Annotated in this window: 16 protein-coding genes; 12 read left to right on the top strand and 4 right to left on the bottom strand. The window is 53.3% G+C overall.

From position 1 onward, the window contains the following. The first annotated feature begins 424 nt into the window (after window positions 1-424). The 5 genes from ACR0DB_RS22055 to ACR0DB_RS22035 are packed head-to-tail and all read left to right on the top strand — an operon-like array spanning window position 425 to window position 4,183. Window positions 425-1,075 carry a histidine phosphatase family protein gene (locus tag ACR0DB_RS22055; RefSeq protein ID WP_170775814.1) on the top strand — a complete coding sequence of 217 codons (651 nt, stop codon included), beginning with the start codon at window positions 425-427 and terminating at the stop codon, window positions 1,073-1,075. 11 nt (window positions 1,076-1,086) lie between these two features. After that, on the top strand, window positions 1,087-1,701 hold the full coding sequence (locus ACR0DB_RS22050; RefSeq protein WP_480553002.1) for a glutathione S-transferase family protein: 615 nt from the start codon (window positions 1,087-1,089) through the stop codon (window positions 1,699-1,701). Window positions 1,702-1,714: 13 nt separating this feature from the next. Continuing rightward, on the top strand, window positions 1,715-2,758 hold the full coding sequence (locus tag ACR0DB_RS22045; protein WP_480553000.1) for a saccharopine dehydrogenase: 1,044 nt from the start codon (window positions 1,715-1,717) through the stop codon (window positions 2,756-2,758). A 12-nt stretch (window positions 2,759-2,770) separates the two neighbouring features. After that, window positions 2,771-3,019: a SemiSWEET family sugar transporter gene (locus tag ACR0DB_RS22040; protein ID WP_170775820.1), complete on the top strand. Its 249-nt coding sequence runs from the start codon at window positions 2,771-2,773 to the stop codon at window positions 3,017-3,019. A 21-nt stretch (window positions 3,020-3,040) separates the two neighbouring features. Then, window positions 3,041-4,183, top strand: a complete 1,143-nt coding sequence (locus ACR0DB_RS22035; RefSeq protein WP_480552998.1) for a saccharopine dehydrogenase family protein — start codon at window positions 3,041-3,043, stop codon at window positions 4,181-4,183. A gap of 79 nt (window positions 4,184-4,262) precedes the next feature. Here the strand turns inward: ACR0DB_RS22035 and ACR0DB_RS22030 are convergent, their stop codons facing one another. The 4 genes from ACR0DB_RS22030 to ACR0DB_RS22015 form a co-directional block, all read right to left on the bottom strand. Beyond that, window positions 4,263-4,466 carry a hypothetical protein gene (locus ACR0DB_RS22030; protein WP_170775824.1) on the bottom strand — a complete coding sequence of 68 codons (204 nt, stop codon included), beginning with the start codon at window positions 4,464-4,466 and terminating at the stop codon, window positions 4,263-4,265. A 48-nt stretch (window positions 4,467-4,514) separates the two neighbouring features. Continuing rightward, a complete protein-coding gene (locus tag ACR0DB_RS22025; protein WP_170775826.1) occupies window positions 4,515-4,742 on the bottom strand; it encodes a DUF1127 domain-containing protein in 228 nt (75 codons plus the stop codon). 447 nt (window positions 4,743-5,189) lie between these two features. Next, window positions 5,190-5,939 (bottom strand): formylglycine-generating enzyme family protein, encoded by a 750-nt coding sequence (locus ACR0DB_RS22020; RefSeq protein WP_480553005.1) that lies wholly within the window; start codon window positions 5,937-5,939, stop codon window positions 5,190-5,192. Window positions 5,940-6,666: 727 nt separating this feature from the next. Then, window positions 6,667-8,523, bottom strand: a complete 1,857-nt coding sequence (locus tag ACR0DB_RS22015; RefSeq protein ID WP_480553004.1) for an SLC13 family permease — start codon at window positions 8,521-8,523, stop codon at window positions 6,667-6,669. A gap of 523 nt (window positions 8,524-9,046) precedes the next feature. Between ACR0DB_RS22015 and ACR0DB_RS22010 the strand changes: the two genes are divergently transcribed. The 7 genes from ACR0DB_RS22010 to ACR0DB_RS21980 all read left to right on the top strand — a co-directional run bounded on the left by ACR0DB_RS22010 (window position 9,047) and on the right by ACR0DB_RS21980 (window position 18,267). Continuing rightward, window positions 9,047-9,373 carry a potassium channel family protein gene (locus ACR0DB_RS22010; protein ID WP_170775830.1) on the top strand — a complete coding sequence of 109 codons (327 nt, stop codon included), beginning with the start codon at window positions 9,047-9,049 and terminating at the stop codon, window positions 9,371-9,373. 175 nt (window positions 9,374-9,548) lie between these two features. Then, window positions 9,549-10,628: an AI-2E family transporter gene (locus tag ACR0DB_RS22005; RefSeq protein WP_170787525.1), complete on the top strand. Its 1,080-nt coding sequence runs from the start codon at window positions 9,549-9,551 to the stop codon at window positions 10,626-10,628. Window positions 10,629-10,648: 20 nt separating this feature from the next. Then, window positions 10,649-11,689 carry an HlyD family secretion protein gene (locus tag ACR0DB_RS22000; RefSeq protein WP_480552996.1) on the top strand — a complete coding sequence of 347 codons (1,041 nt, stop codon included), beginning with the start codon at window positions 10,649-10,651 and terminating at the stop codon, window positions 11,687-11,689. After that, on the top strand, window positions 11,679-12,686 hold the full coding sequence (locus tag ACR0DB_RS21995) for a DUF2955 domain-containing protein (RefSeq protein ID WP_480552994.1): 1,008 nt from the start codon (window positions 11,679-11,681) through the stop codon (window positions 12,684-12,686). Before ACR0DB_RS22000 ends, ACR0DB_RS21995 begins: the two co-directional genes overlap by 11 nt. A 230-nt stretch (window positions 12,687-12,916) precedes the next feature. After that, window positions 12,917-13,135, top strand: coding sequence for a hypothetical protein (locus ACR0DB_RS21990; RefSeq protein ID WP_480552992.1), 219 nt, complete (start codon window positions 12,917-12,919; stop codon window positions 13,133-13,135). A gap of 794 nt (window positions 13,136-13,929) precedes the next feature. Continuing rightward, the gene (locus ACR0DB_RS21985) at window positions 13,930-16,284 is read left to right on the top strand and encodes an arylsulfatase (RefSeq protein ID WP_480552991.1); all 2,355 of its coding nucleotides are present in this window, start codon (window positions 13,930-13,932) and stop codon (window positions 16,282-16,284) included. 84 nt (window positions 16,285-16,368) lie between these two features. Then, entirely contained in the window at window positions 16,369-18,267 is a 1,899-nt protein-coding gene (locus ACR0DB_RS21980) for a DUF3604 domain-containing protein (RefSeq protein WP_480552989.1), read from the top strand. Window positions 18,268-18,460: the final 193 nt, after the last annotated feature.

Raw genomic sequence — 18,460 nt, 5'->3', positions numbered from 1 at the left:
CCCAGCAAAATCAACCATCTTCCCGCCCAACTCAACATGCAAGTCATACAAAGGCGTGCGCCGCGGTAATGTCATATCTATAACCTTTCAAAACCTGGCATCCCGTACCGCCGCGTTATTTGCGCTGGTCGCTCAACATGATCCCACCACAAGCTTCCGAGGTCTCGGCCGCAAGTCAACAACCTTAAACACAAGACCCAACTCGGCAGGTGAAACCAGAGGTGTATACGGGCGCATACAGCAGTTTTGTAGCGTATAGGAAACTTTTTTCCGTTACGCAACACTTGAAATTGCCGATGCAACCCAGGTCATTTCTGCTTTCCCGCAAAGCGCGCGCCAAAGGGTGAAATTCCCTGGTTCAAGTCCGAAGCCTCTGGTCCCTCGGTTCAAGCTGGCCTAAGACTTCGCCTCGGAAGGGACGGACATGTCACATATAACTCTGATACGCCACGGTCAGGCCAACACCGCCGCGCGGGACGAAGCTGATTACGACAAGCTGAGCGAACTGGGCCATCAGCAAGCGCGTTGGCTGGGGGCGCATCTGCGCGACACACAAGCCAACTTTCCTCGGGTCTATTCAGGAACGCTGAAACGCCATTTGGAAACAGCGGCCAGCATGGGTTTTCCGAACCCGGTGCAAGATCCGCGTTTGAACGAGATCGAGTATTTCAACATCGCCAAGCTTTATGAAGCACAACACAACGTGGCCGTCCCCACCGACCGCGAAGGGTTTGTGGAACACCTGCCCCGCACATTCGCCGCGTGGGCGAGTGGTGAAATCGCCAACGCACCAGAAACGTTTGAGACCTTCGAAACCCGCGTGCGCGACGCTCTGCACGATATTGGAACCGCAGGGGGCCCTGCGATTGTGGTGACATCAGGCGGGCTGATCTCGATGGTCGTGCGGCAGGCGATGGGGCTGGATATCCCGGCGATGGCGCGTGTGGCGCTTGCCATCATGAATACGTCGATGCATCGTCTGCACCCAATTGGTGCGCAGCTGAGCCCGGTGCTGTTCAATGCAGTGCCACATCTGGAAGCACCCGATCGGCAATACGCCCAGACCCACCTGTAAGGAGGCCCTTCATGCAGCTTTACTATGCCCCCCGTACGATTTCAGTCGCCGTGGCCATCGCCTTGGAAGAGGCCGGGCTGGAATACGAGGCGATCAAGCTGGATTTCGCAGGCGGTGAGCAGACCAAACCCACCTACAAGCAAATCAACCCTAAGGGTCGTGTGCCAGCGCTGGTAGTAGACGGAGGTATCCTGACTGAAACGGGCGCACTGTTGGACTATATCGCAACCATAGCGCCCGAGGCCGGGCTTGTGCCCTCTGATCCGATCATGGCCGCGCGGATGCGCGAGGTGATGTACTACCTTGCCTCGACCATGCATGTGAACCACGCCCACAAGATGCGCGGGGCGCGGTGGGCTGACAAGCAATCCAGCTGGAAAGACATGCAGGGTAAGGTAGCGCAGACGATGACCGCGTCCTGCGACTATATCTCCTCGAACGGGCTGCGTGGGCCTTTTGTACTGGGGGATGAGTTCTCGCTGGCGGACGCTTATCTGTATGTGGTCTGCAGTTGGCTCGAGGGCGACGGCGTTGACGTTACAGCCTTTCCCAAGATTATCGCGTTCCGAGACGCGATGGAGGCGCGGGCATCGGTGCAGACCGTACGCGCTGCCGGAATGCTCTGAAAAAGGAACGACGATGACACATCTCTGGGTCCGGGCAGAACAGCGCCCGAACGAAGAACGGGTTGGGCTGACCCCCGAAGGCGCCGCAGCTTTGATCGCCGCAGGCATCCGCGTGACGGTTGAGGAAAGTTCCGTCCGCGCCATCCCGCTGGACGGATATAAGGCGGCCGGGTGTGAGGTCGCAGCCGAGAACTCCTGGCCCCAAGCCCCGCTGGACGCGATAATCTTTGGCCTTAAAGAACTGCCAGAGGACGGCACGCCCCTGCCCCATCGCCATATCATGTTCGGCCATGCTTATAAGGGCCAGCATTCCGGACGCGCCCTATTAGAGCGCTTCAAGACCGAGGGCGGAACGCTTTATGATCTGGAGTATCTGGTGGACGAAGACGGCCGCCGGGTCGCCGCCTTTGGCTATTGGGCGGGCTATGCGGGCGCAGCGGTGACGCTGAAAACATGGGCTGCGCAGCAGCGGGGGCAGGAATGCCCTCCGGTCGAGGTGTACCCTAACAAAGACGCGCTGAACGCCGAGTTGCTGGCCGAGCTGGACGCCACGGGCACCCGCCCCCGTGCTATCGTCATCGGCGCCTTGGGCCGCGTGGGCACGGGTGCTGCGGATTTGTGCGAGGCGATGGGAGTCACTGTTACAAAGTGGGACATGGCCGAGACCGCCAGCGGTGGACCCTTCCCCGAGATCCTCGACCATGATCTGTTCCTGAACTGCATCTTCGCTCGCCCCGGAACACCGGTCTTTGTCCCGCGCGAGGCGCTCAGCGCACAGCGCAACCTGACCGCCATCGGAGACGTGGCCTGCGATCCGGACAGCGACTATAACCCAGTGCCAGTCTATGACCGGGCAACCACATGGGACGCCCCCGCGCTGCGCGTGGCCACCGACCCGGTGATGGACGTGATGGCCATCGACAACCTGCCCTCGATGCTGCCGGTCGAAAGCTCGGAAGACTACGCCACGCAACTGCTGCCCACCCTGCTGACCCTGACCGATCTGGACAGCGGCGTCTGGGGCCGCGCACGGGCCGAATTCGTCAAACATTGTTAGGCAAGGCGAACCATGGAACACCTGATCGGGGCAACAGCGGCAATTTTGGGAACAGTATGCTGGTTGCCTCAAACTCTCAAAACTTGGCGCACCCGCGAAACAAAAGACCTGTCCCTTCCCGCCAACTTGCTGATTCTGACCACGCTGACACTGTGGCTGATCTATGGGCTGATGATCGCTGCGTGGCCGTTGATCCTTGGCAATGTGATATCGATCCTGCTTGTCGGTGCGATTGTAACTGCGAAACTTAAATTCGGCTGAAAGCCAAAAAGGAGCATACGAATGACCATCCATTGGTGTGGCACCGGCCTGTCGGCCATCCCCGGCCTGCGCCGCCTGATCGAGGGCGGTCACAAAGTCACCGTCTGGAACCGGACCATCGACAAGGCCAAGGCTGAGGTCGGCGACCTGACGGATGAAATTCGCGCATTTAACATAGACGCTTTGGGCGCGGTATTGGAAAAGGGCGATGTGATCGTATCCATGCTACCCGGCGACTGGCATGTACCGCTGGCCGAATTGGCGATCTCCAAAGGCGCGAACTTTGTGTCGTCATCCTATATCGCCCCCGAAATGCGCGCGCTGGATGACAAGGCGCGCGAAGCGGGTGTTACCATCGTCAACGAGGTCGGGCTGGATCCGGGCATCGATCACCTGATGGCGCACGCATTGGTCGCTGACTACCGCGCCTCGGATGCTTTTGACGCGCAAAACCACCTGAGCTTCATCTCCTATTGCGGCGGCATCCCCAAAAACCCCAACCCATTCCGCTATAAATTCAGCTGGTCGCCTCTGGGCGTTCTGAAAGCCCTGCGGTCGCCGTCAAAATCCATCCGCGACTACGCGCCGCTGGACGTTGCCCGCCCGTGGGATGCCATCACCAGCTATATTGCACCGCTACCCGCTCCCGAAAGCTTTGAGGTCTATCCCAACCGGGATTCTCTGCCGTTCATGGCCGAGTACCAATTCGAGGATCACTGGACCGTCAAGGAATTCGTCCGCGGCACTCTGCGCCTGAACGGCTGGGCCGATGCCTGGGCGGACGTATTTACCGAGATCGAGACCCTCTCGGGCCCCGAAGGTGACGCGCGTTTGAAAGAGATGTCGGATCAGTTCTGGGCCGAGAACGCCTATGACGCGGGCGAGCCTGACCGCGTGGTCCTGTGCGTGGGCCTGAAGGCCGAGAAGGACGGCATTCCTGTCTGGCACAAAACCTATGTCATGGACGCGTGGGGCGACGCGCGGGGCACGGCGATGGCGCGCCTCGTCTCAGTGCCGGTGTCACTAGCCGTCGAAGCGGTTCTAAACCGGGCCATTCCAGCCGGGGTTCACGCAGCACCCAGTGACCCGAAACTCGTGGAAACATGGATGGCCGAGATCGACAGGCTGGCACAGCACCTACAGATAGAGACCCACTGCAACTGACCGTTCAGCTTGAAAAGCCATTCCAAGGACCCCGGAATGGCTTTTTCGATAAGACGCTATCCAACCCTGCGTGATGCGGTCAGATATACCTGTCGATTGTTGTTTCGATATCGCTGCGATTGATCCCTAGCTCTGAGAGTTTGCGATCACTGAACCCGTCCAGATATTGTGCGGCACGAACGATATCGGCTCTGATTGCCTGGATCCTCATCGCTCTGTCGAACAGCAACAATGCGCTTTCGGCCGGGGTCAGCCTGCCATTCAATGAAACGTCATCAAACATATTCAGGGTCCTTCCTTCTTTGCTACTTTGAGCTGGGCGAGGGCCATGTCAGTTGTGGTAAGAAACGCCGCGATAGACACTTTGGTAAGCGCGCTGTTTGATCTCGGCGCGCGGGACGCCGATATCCGCCAACTGTGCATCATTCAGGCTTTCCAACTCCCGCACGGTCTTTGCGAAAATCCGCCGCCGAAAGAGCTCGGTCCGTGCCTCTGCATAGTCTGCTATCATCCCGGCAAAAACGTTTTTCGGCGCTGGGGCGGCATGAGTATTGGCCATGGTAATTCCTCCAATTCCTAGTGTCCTGTTGATGTCGTACAACAGATAAAGGAGGCGGAAGTTAAGGCTGCTATTCTGAACGATTAAGGAAAGTTTAGGCGAAACTGAAAGCGTGTTTTCGCTTTGTCTGACGGTGTCAATCTAAGCAGAACGAGATGCGTTCAGAAATTCTCTATCCCTTTTTTGGGACTATGAATTGATGTCATTGCGCTGTGCTTTTTGCAGTTTTTCTGAAATCTCTTCCTCGGTCGCCTCAGTCTTTGGGATTATGTTCGAGGGGAGATTGATGCGATCACGTGAGCCAGAAAACGTGGACTTTGGTTGTTTTCCGAACAGGTTACCCTAAGCTCGTTGGAAGCCCCGCAAATGGACCATTTGCTGTGTGGGGATCTCTATCACCATGGAAACAAGCCATTTTTTTCTCTCCAAAATTTAGTCGGAAGTTCTTCATTCTCTGAGTACGCGAAACCCAGTAAATCTTACCCGACCCGCGCCTATGACTCGTCCTCGAGAGCCCACACGCACATAGTCCATCGCAAGGCCGTAAGCTCCACCTCGAGCGACGTTGGAGTCGCACAAAGTCGAAACAGCATGTTGCAAGTAACGGCTAGATGTCGACCACCCTTCGTATCTCTTGGACCAACATGACATCGTCAATTCCGCAGCATTTCCTGACGTATGCCTCAGACCCCAAGCGTTCGCGGCATTGAGTAGATCAACTTGAACAGGTAGTCGACGTGAGACCAGATCAGGGCGATCTACTCCCAACGTCTTCTCGGTGGCGGAACCGCTAAAGTTTGCTTGATCAGCAGAAACCTCTTCGCCTTGAGCAAACTGCGTCTGAGTTCCTGCCCGCGCGGCGTATTCCCATTCGGCTTCGGTGGGCAGCCGATAGACCTCGGCCCCAACCTTCTGATTAAGCCAATTCGTATAACTAATTGCATCTTCAAACGAGACGTAGATAACCGGGAAATTTCCAGTCAATGACACAAAGGAACCGTCGAGCTGCGGAATACAGTTTTTCGGAACGAACCCACCACATCCCCTGTCTTGGACGCACGCCATCCATTGATCGTAGGTCACTTCGTTGCGCTCCATTGCAATCGGAATGTCGATTTCCACACGGTGAACCGGGCCCTCATGCTTTGCTATGTAAGGAGCTTCCGGTGTAGCTGTTCGCGTTTTTCCATCAGCAATATACTTGGTTCTCCGAGATTCCCCTGGAGCCCACTTATCATGAACTCACCCACGGGAAGCGCGATCATCTCGGGGCAGACATCGCATTCCTGGAACATCTTAAGCGGCGCGACGGTCGTGCCGTCCTCTAATTGATGTTCCGCAGAAAACACCGTCGCCGGAACAGTCAGAAGCCTAGCTATGAGGAGTGCTTGTTCCACTGCCCTAGAGCGTGTTCAGCCCTTTGGCCAAAGTCAAACGGAAGAGATGCCCAAATAGAAAACAATGGGGAATACATACTCGCCACCCAACACAATCAGTCTCTGTTGAAAATACTAATTCTGATTCAACTAGTTGATTAGTTAGTCATGAACCGATGAGCCTCACAAAACCGTTACTCATAGTGAAATTGTTAGTGAGGAGAAAACCGGACCTTAAGCGCCGGGATCCGTGTCTGCCATCCAACCGGCTTTTCGGACGTTCAAGGGGATGCAAAATAGCAACCCGTTTGAAGGTCGGGACCGAATTTGTTGTGACCCGCGTGCTTTCCAATTCGGGTTTGAAATTTGCAATGCAATTGATGCGCCGAGCGTGCCAAACTCGTGAAAGTTCTCGGCTAAAAAAGACAGATTGGGCATGGGCGAGTTCAGATGACCAGTGGAACCCGGTAAGCGGCAAAAAGTTAAAACCGGCATCGTTAGGTTTTGGTTTGGTGCCTAAAGTTTGATATCTGTTCCCTTCAGTCGGTTCAGAAAATCACATTGAGCATCACCAAGGAAACCAACAAAAACAGGACGGTCATGATGCCCCCGGAACGCACAAAGTCCATTACCTTGTAACCCGCGGGCCCCATAATCAGTGCGTTTACCTGATGGGTCGGAATGATGAAGCTGTTCGAGGTCGAGATTGCAACTGTTAGCGCAAAGGCCGCTGCGTTTCCGCCGGCAGCTACGGCAATTGAAACAGCAAGGGGCACGAGCAGCACGGTTGCCCCGACATTCGACATAACCAGGGAAAACGCGGTGGCCAATATTGCGACACCCGCTTGAAGCGCCCAAATCGGCCAACCGTTCAAAATGATCATGATTTGCTGGGCGATCCAAGCTGCGGTGCCGGTATTTTGCACCGCCTGCCCCAGCGGTATCAGGCATGCCAGCAGGAAAACCGTGTTCCATCCGACTGCCCTGTATGCCTCATCGACACTGAGTACCCGCGTGAGCATCATTCCAGCGGCGCCTGTCAGAAGGCAAAGGGACAAGCGAACGTCGGTGAACAGTATCAGCGACAGCGATATTGCAAAGAAGGCCAAAGCCCAACCGACCTTCTGAGGCCGTAGCTCATCTTGCGGAAAATCTGTTGTCACAACCACAAAGTCTGGATCCTTTTTGACCCGCATCAGGTTGTCCCACCTCGTATGCGCGACAAGCATGTCGCCCGCGTGAAACTCTTCAAGTCCGATCTGAGTGGACGCGTGCGTATCAGTCTCGACGTGACTGAGAGTTTCTTCTCCTCGATGAATAGCAAGCAATGACATGCCGTACGTCTTTCGGAACAAAAGCTCGCGGGGGCATTTCCCGATCAGCTTGCTATCAGGTGTCACGACGACTTCGGCTATTCCGGCATTGGTTGGCGCAAACTCTTCTACGAAGATATCCAGTTCAGGAAGAACAGTCAGATCAAATTTCTCTGCAAACTGTTCGACAACCGAGCGGTTTCCTATGATGGCAAGCCTGCACGGAGCGGCGATCTCGGCTGTAAGAACCTGAACCATGGAAGTTTTACCGCGATAAAATGTGGATATTATGTAGAGATGATTTTCATGGTTGATGTCAGCCAGTATCTGCCCGACCAACGGGCTTTTTTCTGGCACGATCACTTCGAAAATATCCGCCTGCAAGCCGTAAACCCGTTGTAGGTATTCCTGCGTACCCTGCCCTGTGCCGGTGTTGTCGGATCCGGTGTCTTCAGGCAGCACCCAACGCCCAAACAAAAGAAAATAACCGATCCCGGTCAGGATTAAGGCCGCGCCAATTGGCGCTACCGAGAACAGCCCGAAGGGTTGGATTTTTTGGCCTTCAGGTAGCCCCTCGTTTGCAGTCTGGACCAAGTCGTTCAGCAAAATCAGCGGAGAAGACCCGACCATAGTCATCGTGCCGCCAAGAATGGCGCAAAACCCCATGGGCATCAGCAGACGGGACAGGGGTATTCCCGACCTCGTAGAAATGCGGCTGACGACCGGCAAAAACAGCGCAGCCGCTCCGACATTCTGCATGAATGACGATATGATGCCGACCGTTCCTGAAACAATCGACAGGACCCGACTTTCAGCCGTGCCGCCATATTTTAGAATGACCGCCGCAACCTTGTTCATGATACCAGTTTTATCCAATCCGGCACCGACGATCATGACCGCGATAATAGAAATCACAGCGTTTGACGCAAACCCATCGAACAGATGCGAAACATCCGCCAGGTTCTCAAGCCCGGGTACGTAGCTGAGAAGTCCGACGAGAACCAGAACCAGTATGGCGGAGAGGTCAATTCTGACAATTTCTGACACAAACAAGAAGACGGTGAAGGCCAACAAAACGCAAACCACACCCATCTCAAACGTAAAGGTAACTTGTTCCAAGGAGCCCACCGAGACTTGGATATTCTGTTTAAAGTAAAAACCTAAACTATCGCGCCCACGCTGTCATGAAATTTCGCTTTTTGGCCAAGCTACGAAACAAAATTTCAGGGCAAAGTAAAAGGATTTCGCTTCATGGTGAATGCGGGGAACCACGTTCCACCGTCGCCTGTAACAGAAAACAGCCCGAACCGGACATTCAAAAAAAAGACTGTGCAGTCCCTGTTAGCGGACCCTACTGACATTGGGAAAGTGGATTTCGCTGATGCAGTTTGAACTTGAAATTTCCGTTAGCCTTTCGACGCAGGTATCGCATTTCACCATTGCCGAAACTGCCAATAGAGTAAAAACAGAACCGAATAGTCCCAAAGCGGTTGGGCGAACAGTCGGTTAAAATTTCCGCACGATACGCGCGGTGAGAGCGCACAAGATTTTCGGGCTAGTACGAAAAAATTCAAAAAATAGTATATATTTGTTTTTACCTTGATATTGTCGTTTTATGAATTCGATAGCCAGAATTACGCGAGGAATAGGCGTCGCCTTTAAAGATGGCAGGGTCAAAGGCCTTCTGGCCTTCACAACCGGTATGATCCTGTGGGCGTCTGTATTCTATCGCTATGTCGAAGGTTGGAGTTGGCTCGACTCCATCTACTTTTCTGTTGTGACAATATCGACTGTAGGGTTTGGCGACTTTTCTCCTGAAACCGCAGCAGGCAAAATCTTTACAATGTTCTACATCATCGTGGGGCTCGGCATTTTCGTGACTGCAGCGACCACGGTGGCGGATACAATCCTGTCCCAAGATGACACCAAAGGGGACGACTAATTTTTGCTCCAATGAGCCAACCCAATTTCATACGCAGGCTATACATCTACAGACCAGCCCTCTGAAATACGAATTTACAAGAGAATTCAGGTTGCTGCAGATCCCTCCAATTTAAAAATATACATATTTCGTTTTTTGAGTGTAACATTCAGAAAACAAATATTGGAGGGATGGTATGGAAAAGACCCAGGACGCGAAGATTGTCGATCTCGCGATAAGACTGCTGTTTCTCGGACTATTCCTTTACAGCGCTTTGGTAATGGTGGCACCGCTGGCAAGCGTGGTGATCTGGGCGACGATCCTATGCGTCGCACTCTATCCAGTTTTCGATTGGCTACAGTCCAAGTTGGGCGGGCGGAAGAAACTTGCTACGACGATTTTGGTTTTGTTAGGTCTTCTTCTGACTTTGGGGCCGGTCGCAACAGCGGTATCGGGGGCAGCCGAGCTTGGATCTGAGTTTGCAGAGCAAGCTGACAGCGGCGAGCTAAAAGTCCCACCGGCACCAGAAGGGCTAAAAGAGCTGCCCCTGGTCGGCAACAAGATTTCTGAAGTTTGGGGCTTATTTGAACGAAACCTTGATGGCGCGCTTGCCAAATACGGCGCGCAGATTCTTGAGATCACCAAATCGCTGTTCGGACGGGTGCTAAGCATCGGACTTGGCCTCTTGGCACTGGCTTTGTCCGTCTTGATTATGGGTGCCTTGTTCAGCCCTGGCCCAAGTCTTGTGCAAGGCCTTCAGCGTTTTGCCAACCGAGTCTTTGCGCCCCGGGGCGGCGAATTCGTTACACTGGCAGGCGCGACGATCCGCAATGTGACAAAGGGTGTGATTGGCGTAGCTGCGATTCAGGCGGTCGTAGTTTGGGTATTGTTGGCGCTGTTCGGGATTGGTTCGGCCGCGACGCTGGCGTTTATTTGCCTGATCCTTTCGATTATCCAAATTGGACCCGGTTTGGTTCTTCTGCCAGTAGTCATCTACGCCTGGAGCACCATGTCCGGTGGCACAGCGTTGATCTTCACCGTACTGGCCGTTCCCGTAGCGATTATGGACAGTTTCCTGAGACCTGTATTCATCTCAAAGGGCCTCGAAACTCCCATGCTAGTCATCCTCATCGGTGTTCTCGGCGGCATGATGGCGTATGGCTTGATCGGAATTTTTATGGGGCCTGTTCTGTTCGCTGTATTCTATGAACTGTTCAAGGTCTGGATCGATGCGCCTGCAGAAGCCGAAAGTGAAGCTGAAGGAGCGGCGAAATGAGAAAGACGATTTGGACCACTTTGGCCGTCATTCTTATTTTCCTCGTCTGGTACCTTGTCGCGGACCGCAAAACCCCGTTTACCGGGAATGCCAGAGTAAAGGCCGTCGCGACCCAAATTGTTCCACAGGTCACCGGTACAGTGACCGAAGTTCTTGTCGAAAATGGACAGGTTGTCTCGGCAGGTGATGTTCTGGTTCGGATTGACCCCAGGCCCTATGAAATTCAACGCGACAAGGCCGAAGCTGATCTAGAAGCGGCTACGCAGGAGGTGGGCGCCTCTTCGGCAGAGGTGAGGGCTGCGCAAGCCAAATTGGCCCGGGCCCAGAGCGATCTGGATACGATGCGGATTCAAACAGAGCGCGTGTTTGCGCTGGAAAGAAAGGGATTGATCGCCGTCTCAAAAGCCGATGATGCCCGAGGTCAATTGGCAGAGTCTGAGGCAAGTTATGAGAACGCTAAAGCGGATTTGGAAAAAGCAAAGCAGAGGTTGGGTGACGACGGGATCGAAAATCCAAAAATACAACGCGCATTGGCAGCCTTGGCAGATGCAGAGCTAAACCTCGAGTGGACGGAACTTCGCGCTCCGGCGACGGGTGTCATATCCAATTTGTTGATAGCCCCTGGTACATACGCACGATCTGGTCAGGACCTTTTGACGTTCCTGGATGCAACCGACGTTTGGATTGAGGCGTATTTTACTGAAAATAACTTAGGCCGAGCTGCAATAGGTTCTCCTGTCGATGTCGTGTTGGATATGCACCCCGGTAAAATCGTCCCGGGTGTTATTGAGAGCTTCAGCGCGGCTGTATCTTTGAGCGGAGGCGATGAACCCGGCCAGTTGGCGAGCCCGCCAAGTACCAAAGGGTTTCTACGCGAACCAGAACGGTTCCCTGTTCGGATCGTGCTGCCGGGGTATGAGGCCGGAAGCGCCGAAGACGACCTACGCTTCCAACTTAACGGGCAGGCCGACGTGATCATGTATCTGAGCGACAATTCCCTGCTGAACATGGTCGGCCAGACCTATATCCGTTTGGTTTCGATTCTTTCCTATGCCTATTGAGGGCCGGAAATCCATTTTCAGGCTCGCCTTGGGTGTGACCGGCGTCTTTACCTTGGGCCTGTTTTTAGGATGGCCCTTGGCGGTTGTAGGGGCAGTTTTCACTGCGCTCTTTCTGCAAGCACCCGCTGCGCTGCCGTTAGCAGCATTCACCAAATTGTTTGTTTTCTCGATAGGATTGATGTTCATCTCATTTCTATTGTCGTCAATCTTCGCACCCTACCCAGTGGTATTCCTTATTCTGGTGGCCATAGGGATCATACTATCCTTCATGTGGTCAGTTTCAGGGGCTGGTGTTCTACCTGGTGTCATCGCGCTTATGGGGGCATTGATGATCCCGAACCTCGCCCTGCAATCACAGGACCTGGCGCTTGTGCTCGTGTTCTGGATACCGATAAACTTGCTATTTGCAGGTTTCGTATCGACGCTGATGTTTGTGCTGATCCCAGCAGATCTTCAATCAGCCGCAGAGAAGAAAGCTGACGCGCCACCCGTATTTGATCCGCACCGGCGGATCGTCAGAATGTCACTTGTGACTGTGCCATTTGCCATGGTGTTTTTTCTATCTGGCGCATCTGCCCTATTGGTTCTGTTCTTCGTCGCCCTTTTGAGTCAGCAACTGGCAGCCATGCCTTCAATGGGTAAGACCGTCGCCAAAGCGATGTTGACAGCAAACCTGCTTGGAGCTGCGGTGTCGATCATCTGTTATGAAGTAAACGTGATCGCACCAGTTATTCTGACGCCAATTTTGTTATGTCTGTTCTTCTGCTTCACCCTCGGAGCGCTTGGAAAGTCTCAGGCCGCTCTCGCCGCGGCAGCCGGCTCGGCGTTGACGACTGTCCTGATCGTTTATGGTGGGTCGATTGCGCCATTTTCGGATGAGGCCGACGTCAAAAGTATTACGCGCGTTTTGCAAGTCGCAGGGGCCGCATTCTTCGTAATTGTCGCCTATGTCATAGTCGACGAGTTCTGGCCGGAGAGAGAAGTGCAGGTCGCTTGAGCTTAACTAGGTAAAGTGTTCAACCATCCAATAAAGCTACCAACTAGATAGCCCTTGGACATCAATGTCGCTTTTCAAGCGCGCATTGACAACTCGGGCAAATTTCTTTCGGATTCGAATTTACTATCAAGTTTTTGAACACAGCGACTTTCACGCTTTGCACTCTTGCGGCTCAAACGGACACTTTCTATTCTAAGCTCGTGTAGTTTGCATCTCTGGCCTTCATTGCAATGCGCACCAATGAGGGGTTTTTCCGCTGCCGCTCCAATGTTGCTAGTCTTGCACATGCGTTATCGGACCCGTCGATCCTCACAGGAGCTTTGGAGATCATCCGGGTCCTTATCGAACGGGTCACGGTCCTGCATGAGAGGGACGGCGTTCAGATCGAACTCCAGGGTGCCGTGGCAGCGATGATTGGGTTGGCCCAGAATGAACTAAAGTCGCCGTAAGGCGGCATGTTCGGCATTTTGTTAACCGTGTTGGTTTCTGGAGTATGCTTTGGCGCACTTGCTTTGAGGTTTTGAGCCTGACGCGGTGGCGACGTTAAGCACTTGATCTGGAGGATCAATTTTAGTCTGACCGGGCTGTGTAGGGGATTTCTGACACTGGTTGCGGGAGTAGGATTTGGCCTTTGCCGAACGTCCGCGAAGTTGACTTTCTAACGATACTTCTTTGCGCAGTTCTTAACTTCATGAGGGTAAGTTGAAGAGTTTGGTTCACTAAAAGAAAACGGACGAGTCGACCAATAAAGGGTCGCCCAAACCTCCACCAAAGCGTCGGTTTGCACTTTTGGGATGTTAAAATAACGTGCAAAATCAACAGGCACGACAAATAATTCACCCAATTGTGCACATGTTTTGACCTAGCCAAAGGTGCGACGGTACGAGAGGAGCAAGGTGTCGTGCGGCGTTCAGCATCGGATTGCCTAACCTTAAAGTAGTTTGGCGTCGTTACCCGAAGCAAACTAAACCCTGAGCAGCCTGTTAATCAAAGCGCTCAAGTTCCATTTGCTAACACTGCTAAAGTTTCGAGCAACTCTAGCAGTGAAAATTAGTTCAACTGTGACAGTGATGACGGTCAAAGCTGCCAAATAAACACCGGCACAGCGTGCAAAGAGACCAACACCCAACCGTAGAGTTCTTGGCACCTGAAACAAAGGTAGATCGCCGGCTACCAACATTCATTCGATATGAACGGTCACCTGAGAAGACCGTTTGAGCAATTAAATCAGAAGGGAAAACACATGAGGTTGACGAACTTGGGTGCAGCACAAGGTGTAATTTTGGCGAGCCTGCTGTCTTTGTGTGCAACGCCATCTATGTCGCAGAATGACTGGGACCGCTCGGTTTTGCCGATCCCTTTGACTAAATTCAACGGTCATATCGGCCTAAGAACTGGCGAATCCAGTCTGGACTTTCCGAGGCAAGTCGTCGCCCCGGAAGGTGCGCCCAACATTCTTCTAATTATGCCCGATGACGTTGGGTTCGGGGCACCCACAGCATTTGGCGGACCTGTCCCAACAGAAGCATATGATCGACTAGCCGAAGACGGACTACGTTTCATCCAGATGCATACAACCGCACTATGCTCGCCAACCCGGGCTGCGTTGATATCGGGGCGCAATCACCATTCGAACGCGACCGGTGTAATAATGGAAATCGGCACCGGCTTCCCAGGCTACAACTCCCTCATGCCTAAGGAAAACGGAACTATTGCAGAAATTCTCAAGGGAAACGGCTACAATACCGCATGGTACGGTAAGAACCACAATGTTCCCGATTGGCAGTCGAGCCAAGTCGGACCTTTTGATCTGTGGCCGACCGGCTTGGGCTTTGAACAATTCTTCGGTTTCATTGGTGGCGATACGAGCCAGTTCACCCCTGCTATTTTCGATGGAACCAAACCGATCGAACCGCCCAACACTGAAGACTATCACCTAGACGTAGACATGGCGGATCGGGCTATCAACTATATTCGCGAACAACATGCACTTGCGCCGGACAAACCGTTTTTCGTTTACTATGCGCCCGGCACTTCGCACGCACCACACCACGCTCCAAAGGAATGGATCGAAAAATTCAAAGGACAATTCGATCAAGGTTGGGACAAGGTCCGTGAAGAGTCGTTCGCCAGGCAGAAAGAACTGGGAATAATCCCTGAAGATACCATGCTAACTCCGAGACCTGAGCAACTGCGTGCTTGGGATTCACTGAACGACCAGCAAAAAGAACTCTACGCACGAATGATGGAGGTCTACGCTGGCGCTCTTGCCCATATGGACCATCAAATTAACCGGATCATCGACGCTGTTGAGGAGACCGGTGAGTTGGATAACACCCTCATTATCTACTTGATGGGCGACAACGGAGCGAGCGCCGAAGGCAGTCCGGATGGCCTGTTGAATGAAATGACTTTCTTCAACAACATCGCTGTACCTTTCGAAGATACATACGCGAGAATGGATGAGCTGGGAGGGCCAAATACCTTTGGTCACTTCCCTTCAGCTTGGGCGCACGCCATGAACACACCATTCCAATGGACCAAACAAGTTGCCAGCCATTTCGGAGGCACACGTAACGGAATGATCATTCGCTGGCCAGCGGGGATAGAAGCCAGAGGCGAAGTGCGAAGGCAGTTCCACCATGTAATCGACATCATGCCGACAATCCTTGAAGCGGTAGGGATCCCAGCGCCGACATCAATAAACGGCGTCGCGCAATCTGAAATTGAAGGCACCAGCATGGTTTACGCTTTCGATAATGCCGACGCCCCATCAACTCGTCGCACTCAGTATTTTGAGATGATGGGCAACCGCGCGATTTACAGCGACGGGTGGGTAGCCACCACTACCCCGCCGGAAGCTCCCTGGATTAGCGTCACCCAGAAAAGCGACGTGATCAATGATTGGATGTGGGAACTTTATAATGTCCAAGAGGACTTCTCGCAGGCCAACAACTTAGCTAACGAAAACCCCGAGAAATTGGCCGAGTTGCAGATCGTATTTTATGGTGAAGCCGCCAAATACAATGTCCTTCCAATCGACAACGACAAGGTCGACAGGCTGGACGTAGCGCTCCGTCCAAGCCTGACGCAAGGTCGTTCGAAGTTCACATATTTCGACAACATGCGACGTATCCCGGAAGGCACTGCACCCGACTTCAAGAACAAGTCACATACGATCACTGCGCATGTTGATATTGGCGAGGGTGAGACTGACGGAATGCTCGTCACACAAGGTGGACGATTTGGAGGATGGGCGCTCTATGTGTTGGGAGGAAAGCCAATCTACACCTACAATGTCGCCAACCTTGAGCGGTACAACATAGTGGGAGATGTCCTTACGCCGGGCGAGCATATTATTCGCTACGAGTTCGAATACGACGGTGGAGGTGTCGGCCTTGGCGGGACAGGAAAACTCTTTGTAGACGATACACTTGTGGGTGAGGGCCGGGTCGAACGGACAATGGGCTACCGGATATCTCTCGACGAGACCTTCGATATTGGCTCCGACGCAGGAGAACCAGTGAGCGAAGACTATCATGTGCCATTCGACTTCCCAGGAGTTTTGAAGAAAGTCGAAGTTGAATTGGACCCATAAGAGGAAACCATAACTTGCGAGCGACCAGCGTCCCTAAGGTCCTAACAAAACCTTCGCTCGAAAACGTGGAAATGGAGGCCCTAAATGAAGCTCAGTTTTGCCACCGCAATTTCAATCACAACGCTGGTCGCCGCGACGACCTCAGCCTCTGCGCAAGACCTCTTGCCACCCGCTGATTTAGTCGATGAGCCAAAGGCTGAATACTCACCTTATGTCGACGACCATTTTCCTAACCGTGTTCTTTTCGGTGATACGCACTTGCACTCCTCGTGGTCTGCAGACTCAGGTATGGCAGGCGGGGTGTTGGATCAGGATGCCGGGTATCGCGTATCACGTGGCGAAGAGGTGACAAGCGCGCTCGGTTGGAGGGTAAAACTGATCCGCCCTCTCGACTTTGTAGTGATGGCCGATCATGCCGAAAACCTCGGCCTGGCAGATTTTATTCGTCGCTCGGACCCGCTAATTCTGGCCAACGAGACCGGTAAACGCTGGCATGATATGGTTAAATCTGGGAACGGATATGAAGCGTTTCTAGAGTGGCTGCGCGCTAATGATACCGACTTGATCAACGAGCCAAAACTGCTCGCAACGGCATGGGATAGTGCAACAACCAACGCTGACGAATACTACCAGCCTGGAACATTCACCACATTTCATGGCTTCGAATGGACGTCTCACCCCGGCGGCAACAACATGCATCGCGTTGTGATCTTCCGTGATGGCAAAGATCGCACTTCCCAAGTGTTTCCATTTTCGCAATACGACTCAACCGATCCCGAAGATTTATGGGACTACATGGCGGCCTATGAAGAGAAAACCGGTGGTCAGGTCCTTGCGATCCCGCACAACGGTAATTTGTCGAATGGGCTTATGTTCGCATTAGAGACCATTGACGGGTCAAATCTGTCAGGGGAACCAATCGACGCGAACTACGCGGCCAAGCGCATTCGTTGGGAGCCTTTGGCGGAAGTTACCCAACAAAAAGGTGATGGTGAGGCCCACCCGCTTTTGTCCCCAGACGATGCGTTCGCCGACTTTGAGACGATCGACGCTGGCAATCTAAACGGTCAGGGCGCAAAGACGCCTGAGATGCTCCCTGCTGAATACGCTCGCGAGGCCTTGAAGACCGGCCTCATGGCAGAGGCAAACCTTGGCGTTAACCCCTTCAAATTCGGAATGATCGGTTCAACAGACAATCATACTGCCCTGCCCACTTCGCGCGAAGAGAACAATTTTTCAAAGGCTTCATTCGTAGAGCCCGCTCCTGACCGTGCTTTCCACCCGCTTGTTGCAGCCGACAACCCCGCACTGTCTATCATGGAAGCCGATGTCGGTGCTTCGGGTCTTGCAGCTGTTTGGGCAAGGGAAAATACCCGCGAGTCAATCTGGGACGCTATGGCTCGGAAGGAAACTTATGCAACTTCCGGAACGCGCCTTTCTGTTCGAGTTTTCGCGGGCTGGGACTTCAACACTGAAGAGGTGTCGCGTCCTGACTTTGCCCGTACCGGCTATGCCCGAGGGGTGCCGATGGGTGGCGACCTGACCGACGCGCCAGATGGCGGCTCTCCGACACTGATGATCCGTGCTCTGCGTGATCCCGACGGTGCTAATCTTGATCGCCTTCAGATCGTGAAGGGCTGGTTGAACGACGACGGCACGACTTCAGAGAAAATCTTTGACGTAGCCTGCGGTGATCGGGCCGTCGTCGATCACGCCTGTGATGGAGATGTCGGTAACACTGTCAATGTAGCGGATGCCTCTTACACCAATACGATAGGTGAGCCGTTACTAACCGGTTACTGGATTGACCCGGAATTTGATCCAGAAAAGCGCGCATTTTACTATGTTCGTGTGATAGAAATTCCGACGCCTCGGTGGACAGCTTACGACGCGAAGTTCTTCAATGTCCAAATGCCGGAAGGCACTCGGATGCAATTGCAGGACCGCGCTTACACTTCCCCCATTTGGTATACGCCAAAATAGGTGTTTTGCTAAAACTCAAAAAGGAATGCGGTTCACGCACGTTCATCCTGTGGTTTCTTTCGCACGGGATAGCGGCACATAGTGGAACAAAACTGTTTTAGCATCACAGAGGCTCGCTGAGACTAACGCGGTGACACCAAAATCTTCCCAACGATATAGTATGAAAGACCAACCGCGCCTCAATGACTGGGCC

This window comes from Ruegeria sp. AB6, from assembly GCF_056542685.1.
Note: the sequence above shows the minus strand (reverse complement) of the source record. Positions and strands in the feature narration are given on the sequence as shown.

Coding starts and splice junctions, on each gene's coding strand:
- ACR0DB_RS22045 (WP_480553000.1), top strand. CDS start 1,715: ATGACACATCTCTGGGTCCGGGCAGAACAGCGCCCGAACGAAGAACGG.
- ACR0DB_RS22030 (WP_170775824.1), bottom strand. CDS start 4,466: ATGTTTGATGACGTTTCATTGAATGGCAGGCTGACCCCGGCCGAAAGC.
- ACR0DB_RS22010 (WP_170775830.1), top strand. CDS start 9,047: ATGAATTCGATAGCCAGAATTACGCGAGGAATAGGCGTCGCCTTTAAA.
- ACR0DB_RS22025 (WP_170775826.1), bottom strand. CDS start 4,742: ATGGCCAATACTCATGCCGCCCCAGCGCCGAAAAACGTTTTTGCCGGG.
- ACR0DB_RS21990 (WP_480552992.1), top strand. CDS start 12,917: ATGCGCACCAATGAGGGGTTTTTCCGCTGCCGCTCCAATGTTGCTAGT.
- ACR0DB_RS22005 (WP_170787525.1), top strand. CDS start 9,549: ATGGAAAAGACCCAGGACGCGAAGATTGTCGATCTCGCGATAAGACTG.
- ACR0DB_RS21995 (WP_480552994.1), top strand. CDS start 11,679: ATGCCTATTGAGGGCCGGAAATCCATTTTCAGGCTCGCCTTGGGTGTG.
- ACR0DB_RS22035 (WP_480552998.1), top strand. CDS start 3,041: ATGACCATCCATTGGTGTGGCACCGGCCTGTCGGCCATCCCCGGCCTG.
- ACR0DB_RS22015 (WP_480553004.1), bottom strand. CDS start 8,523: ATGGGTGTGGTTTGCGTTTTGTTGGCCTTCACCGTCTTCTTGTTTGTG.
- ACR0DB_RS22050 (WP_480553002.1), top strand. CDS start 1,087: ATGCAGCTTTACTATGCCCCCCGTACGATTTCAGTCGCCGTGGCCATC.
- ACR0DB_RS22040 (WP_170775820.1), top strand. CDS start 2,771: ATGGAACACCTGATCGGGGCAACAGCGGCAATTTTGGGAACAGTATGC.
- ACR0DB_RS22055 (WP_170775814.1), top strand. CDS start 425: ATGTCACATATAACTCTGATACGCCACGGTCAGGCCAACACCGCCGCG.
- ACR0DB_RS21985 (WP_480552991.1), top strand. CDS start 13,930: ATGAGGTTGACGAACTTGGGTGCAGCACAAGGTGTAATTTTGGCGAGC.
- ACR0DB_RS21980 (WP_480552989.1), top strand. CDS start 16,369: ATGAAGCTCAGTTTTGCCACCGCAATTTCAATCACAACGCTGGTCGCC.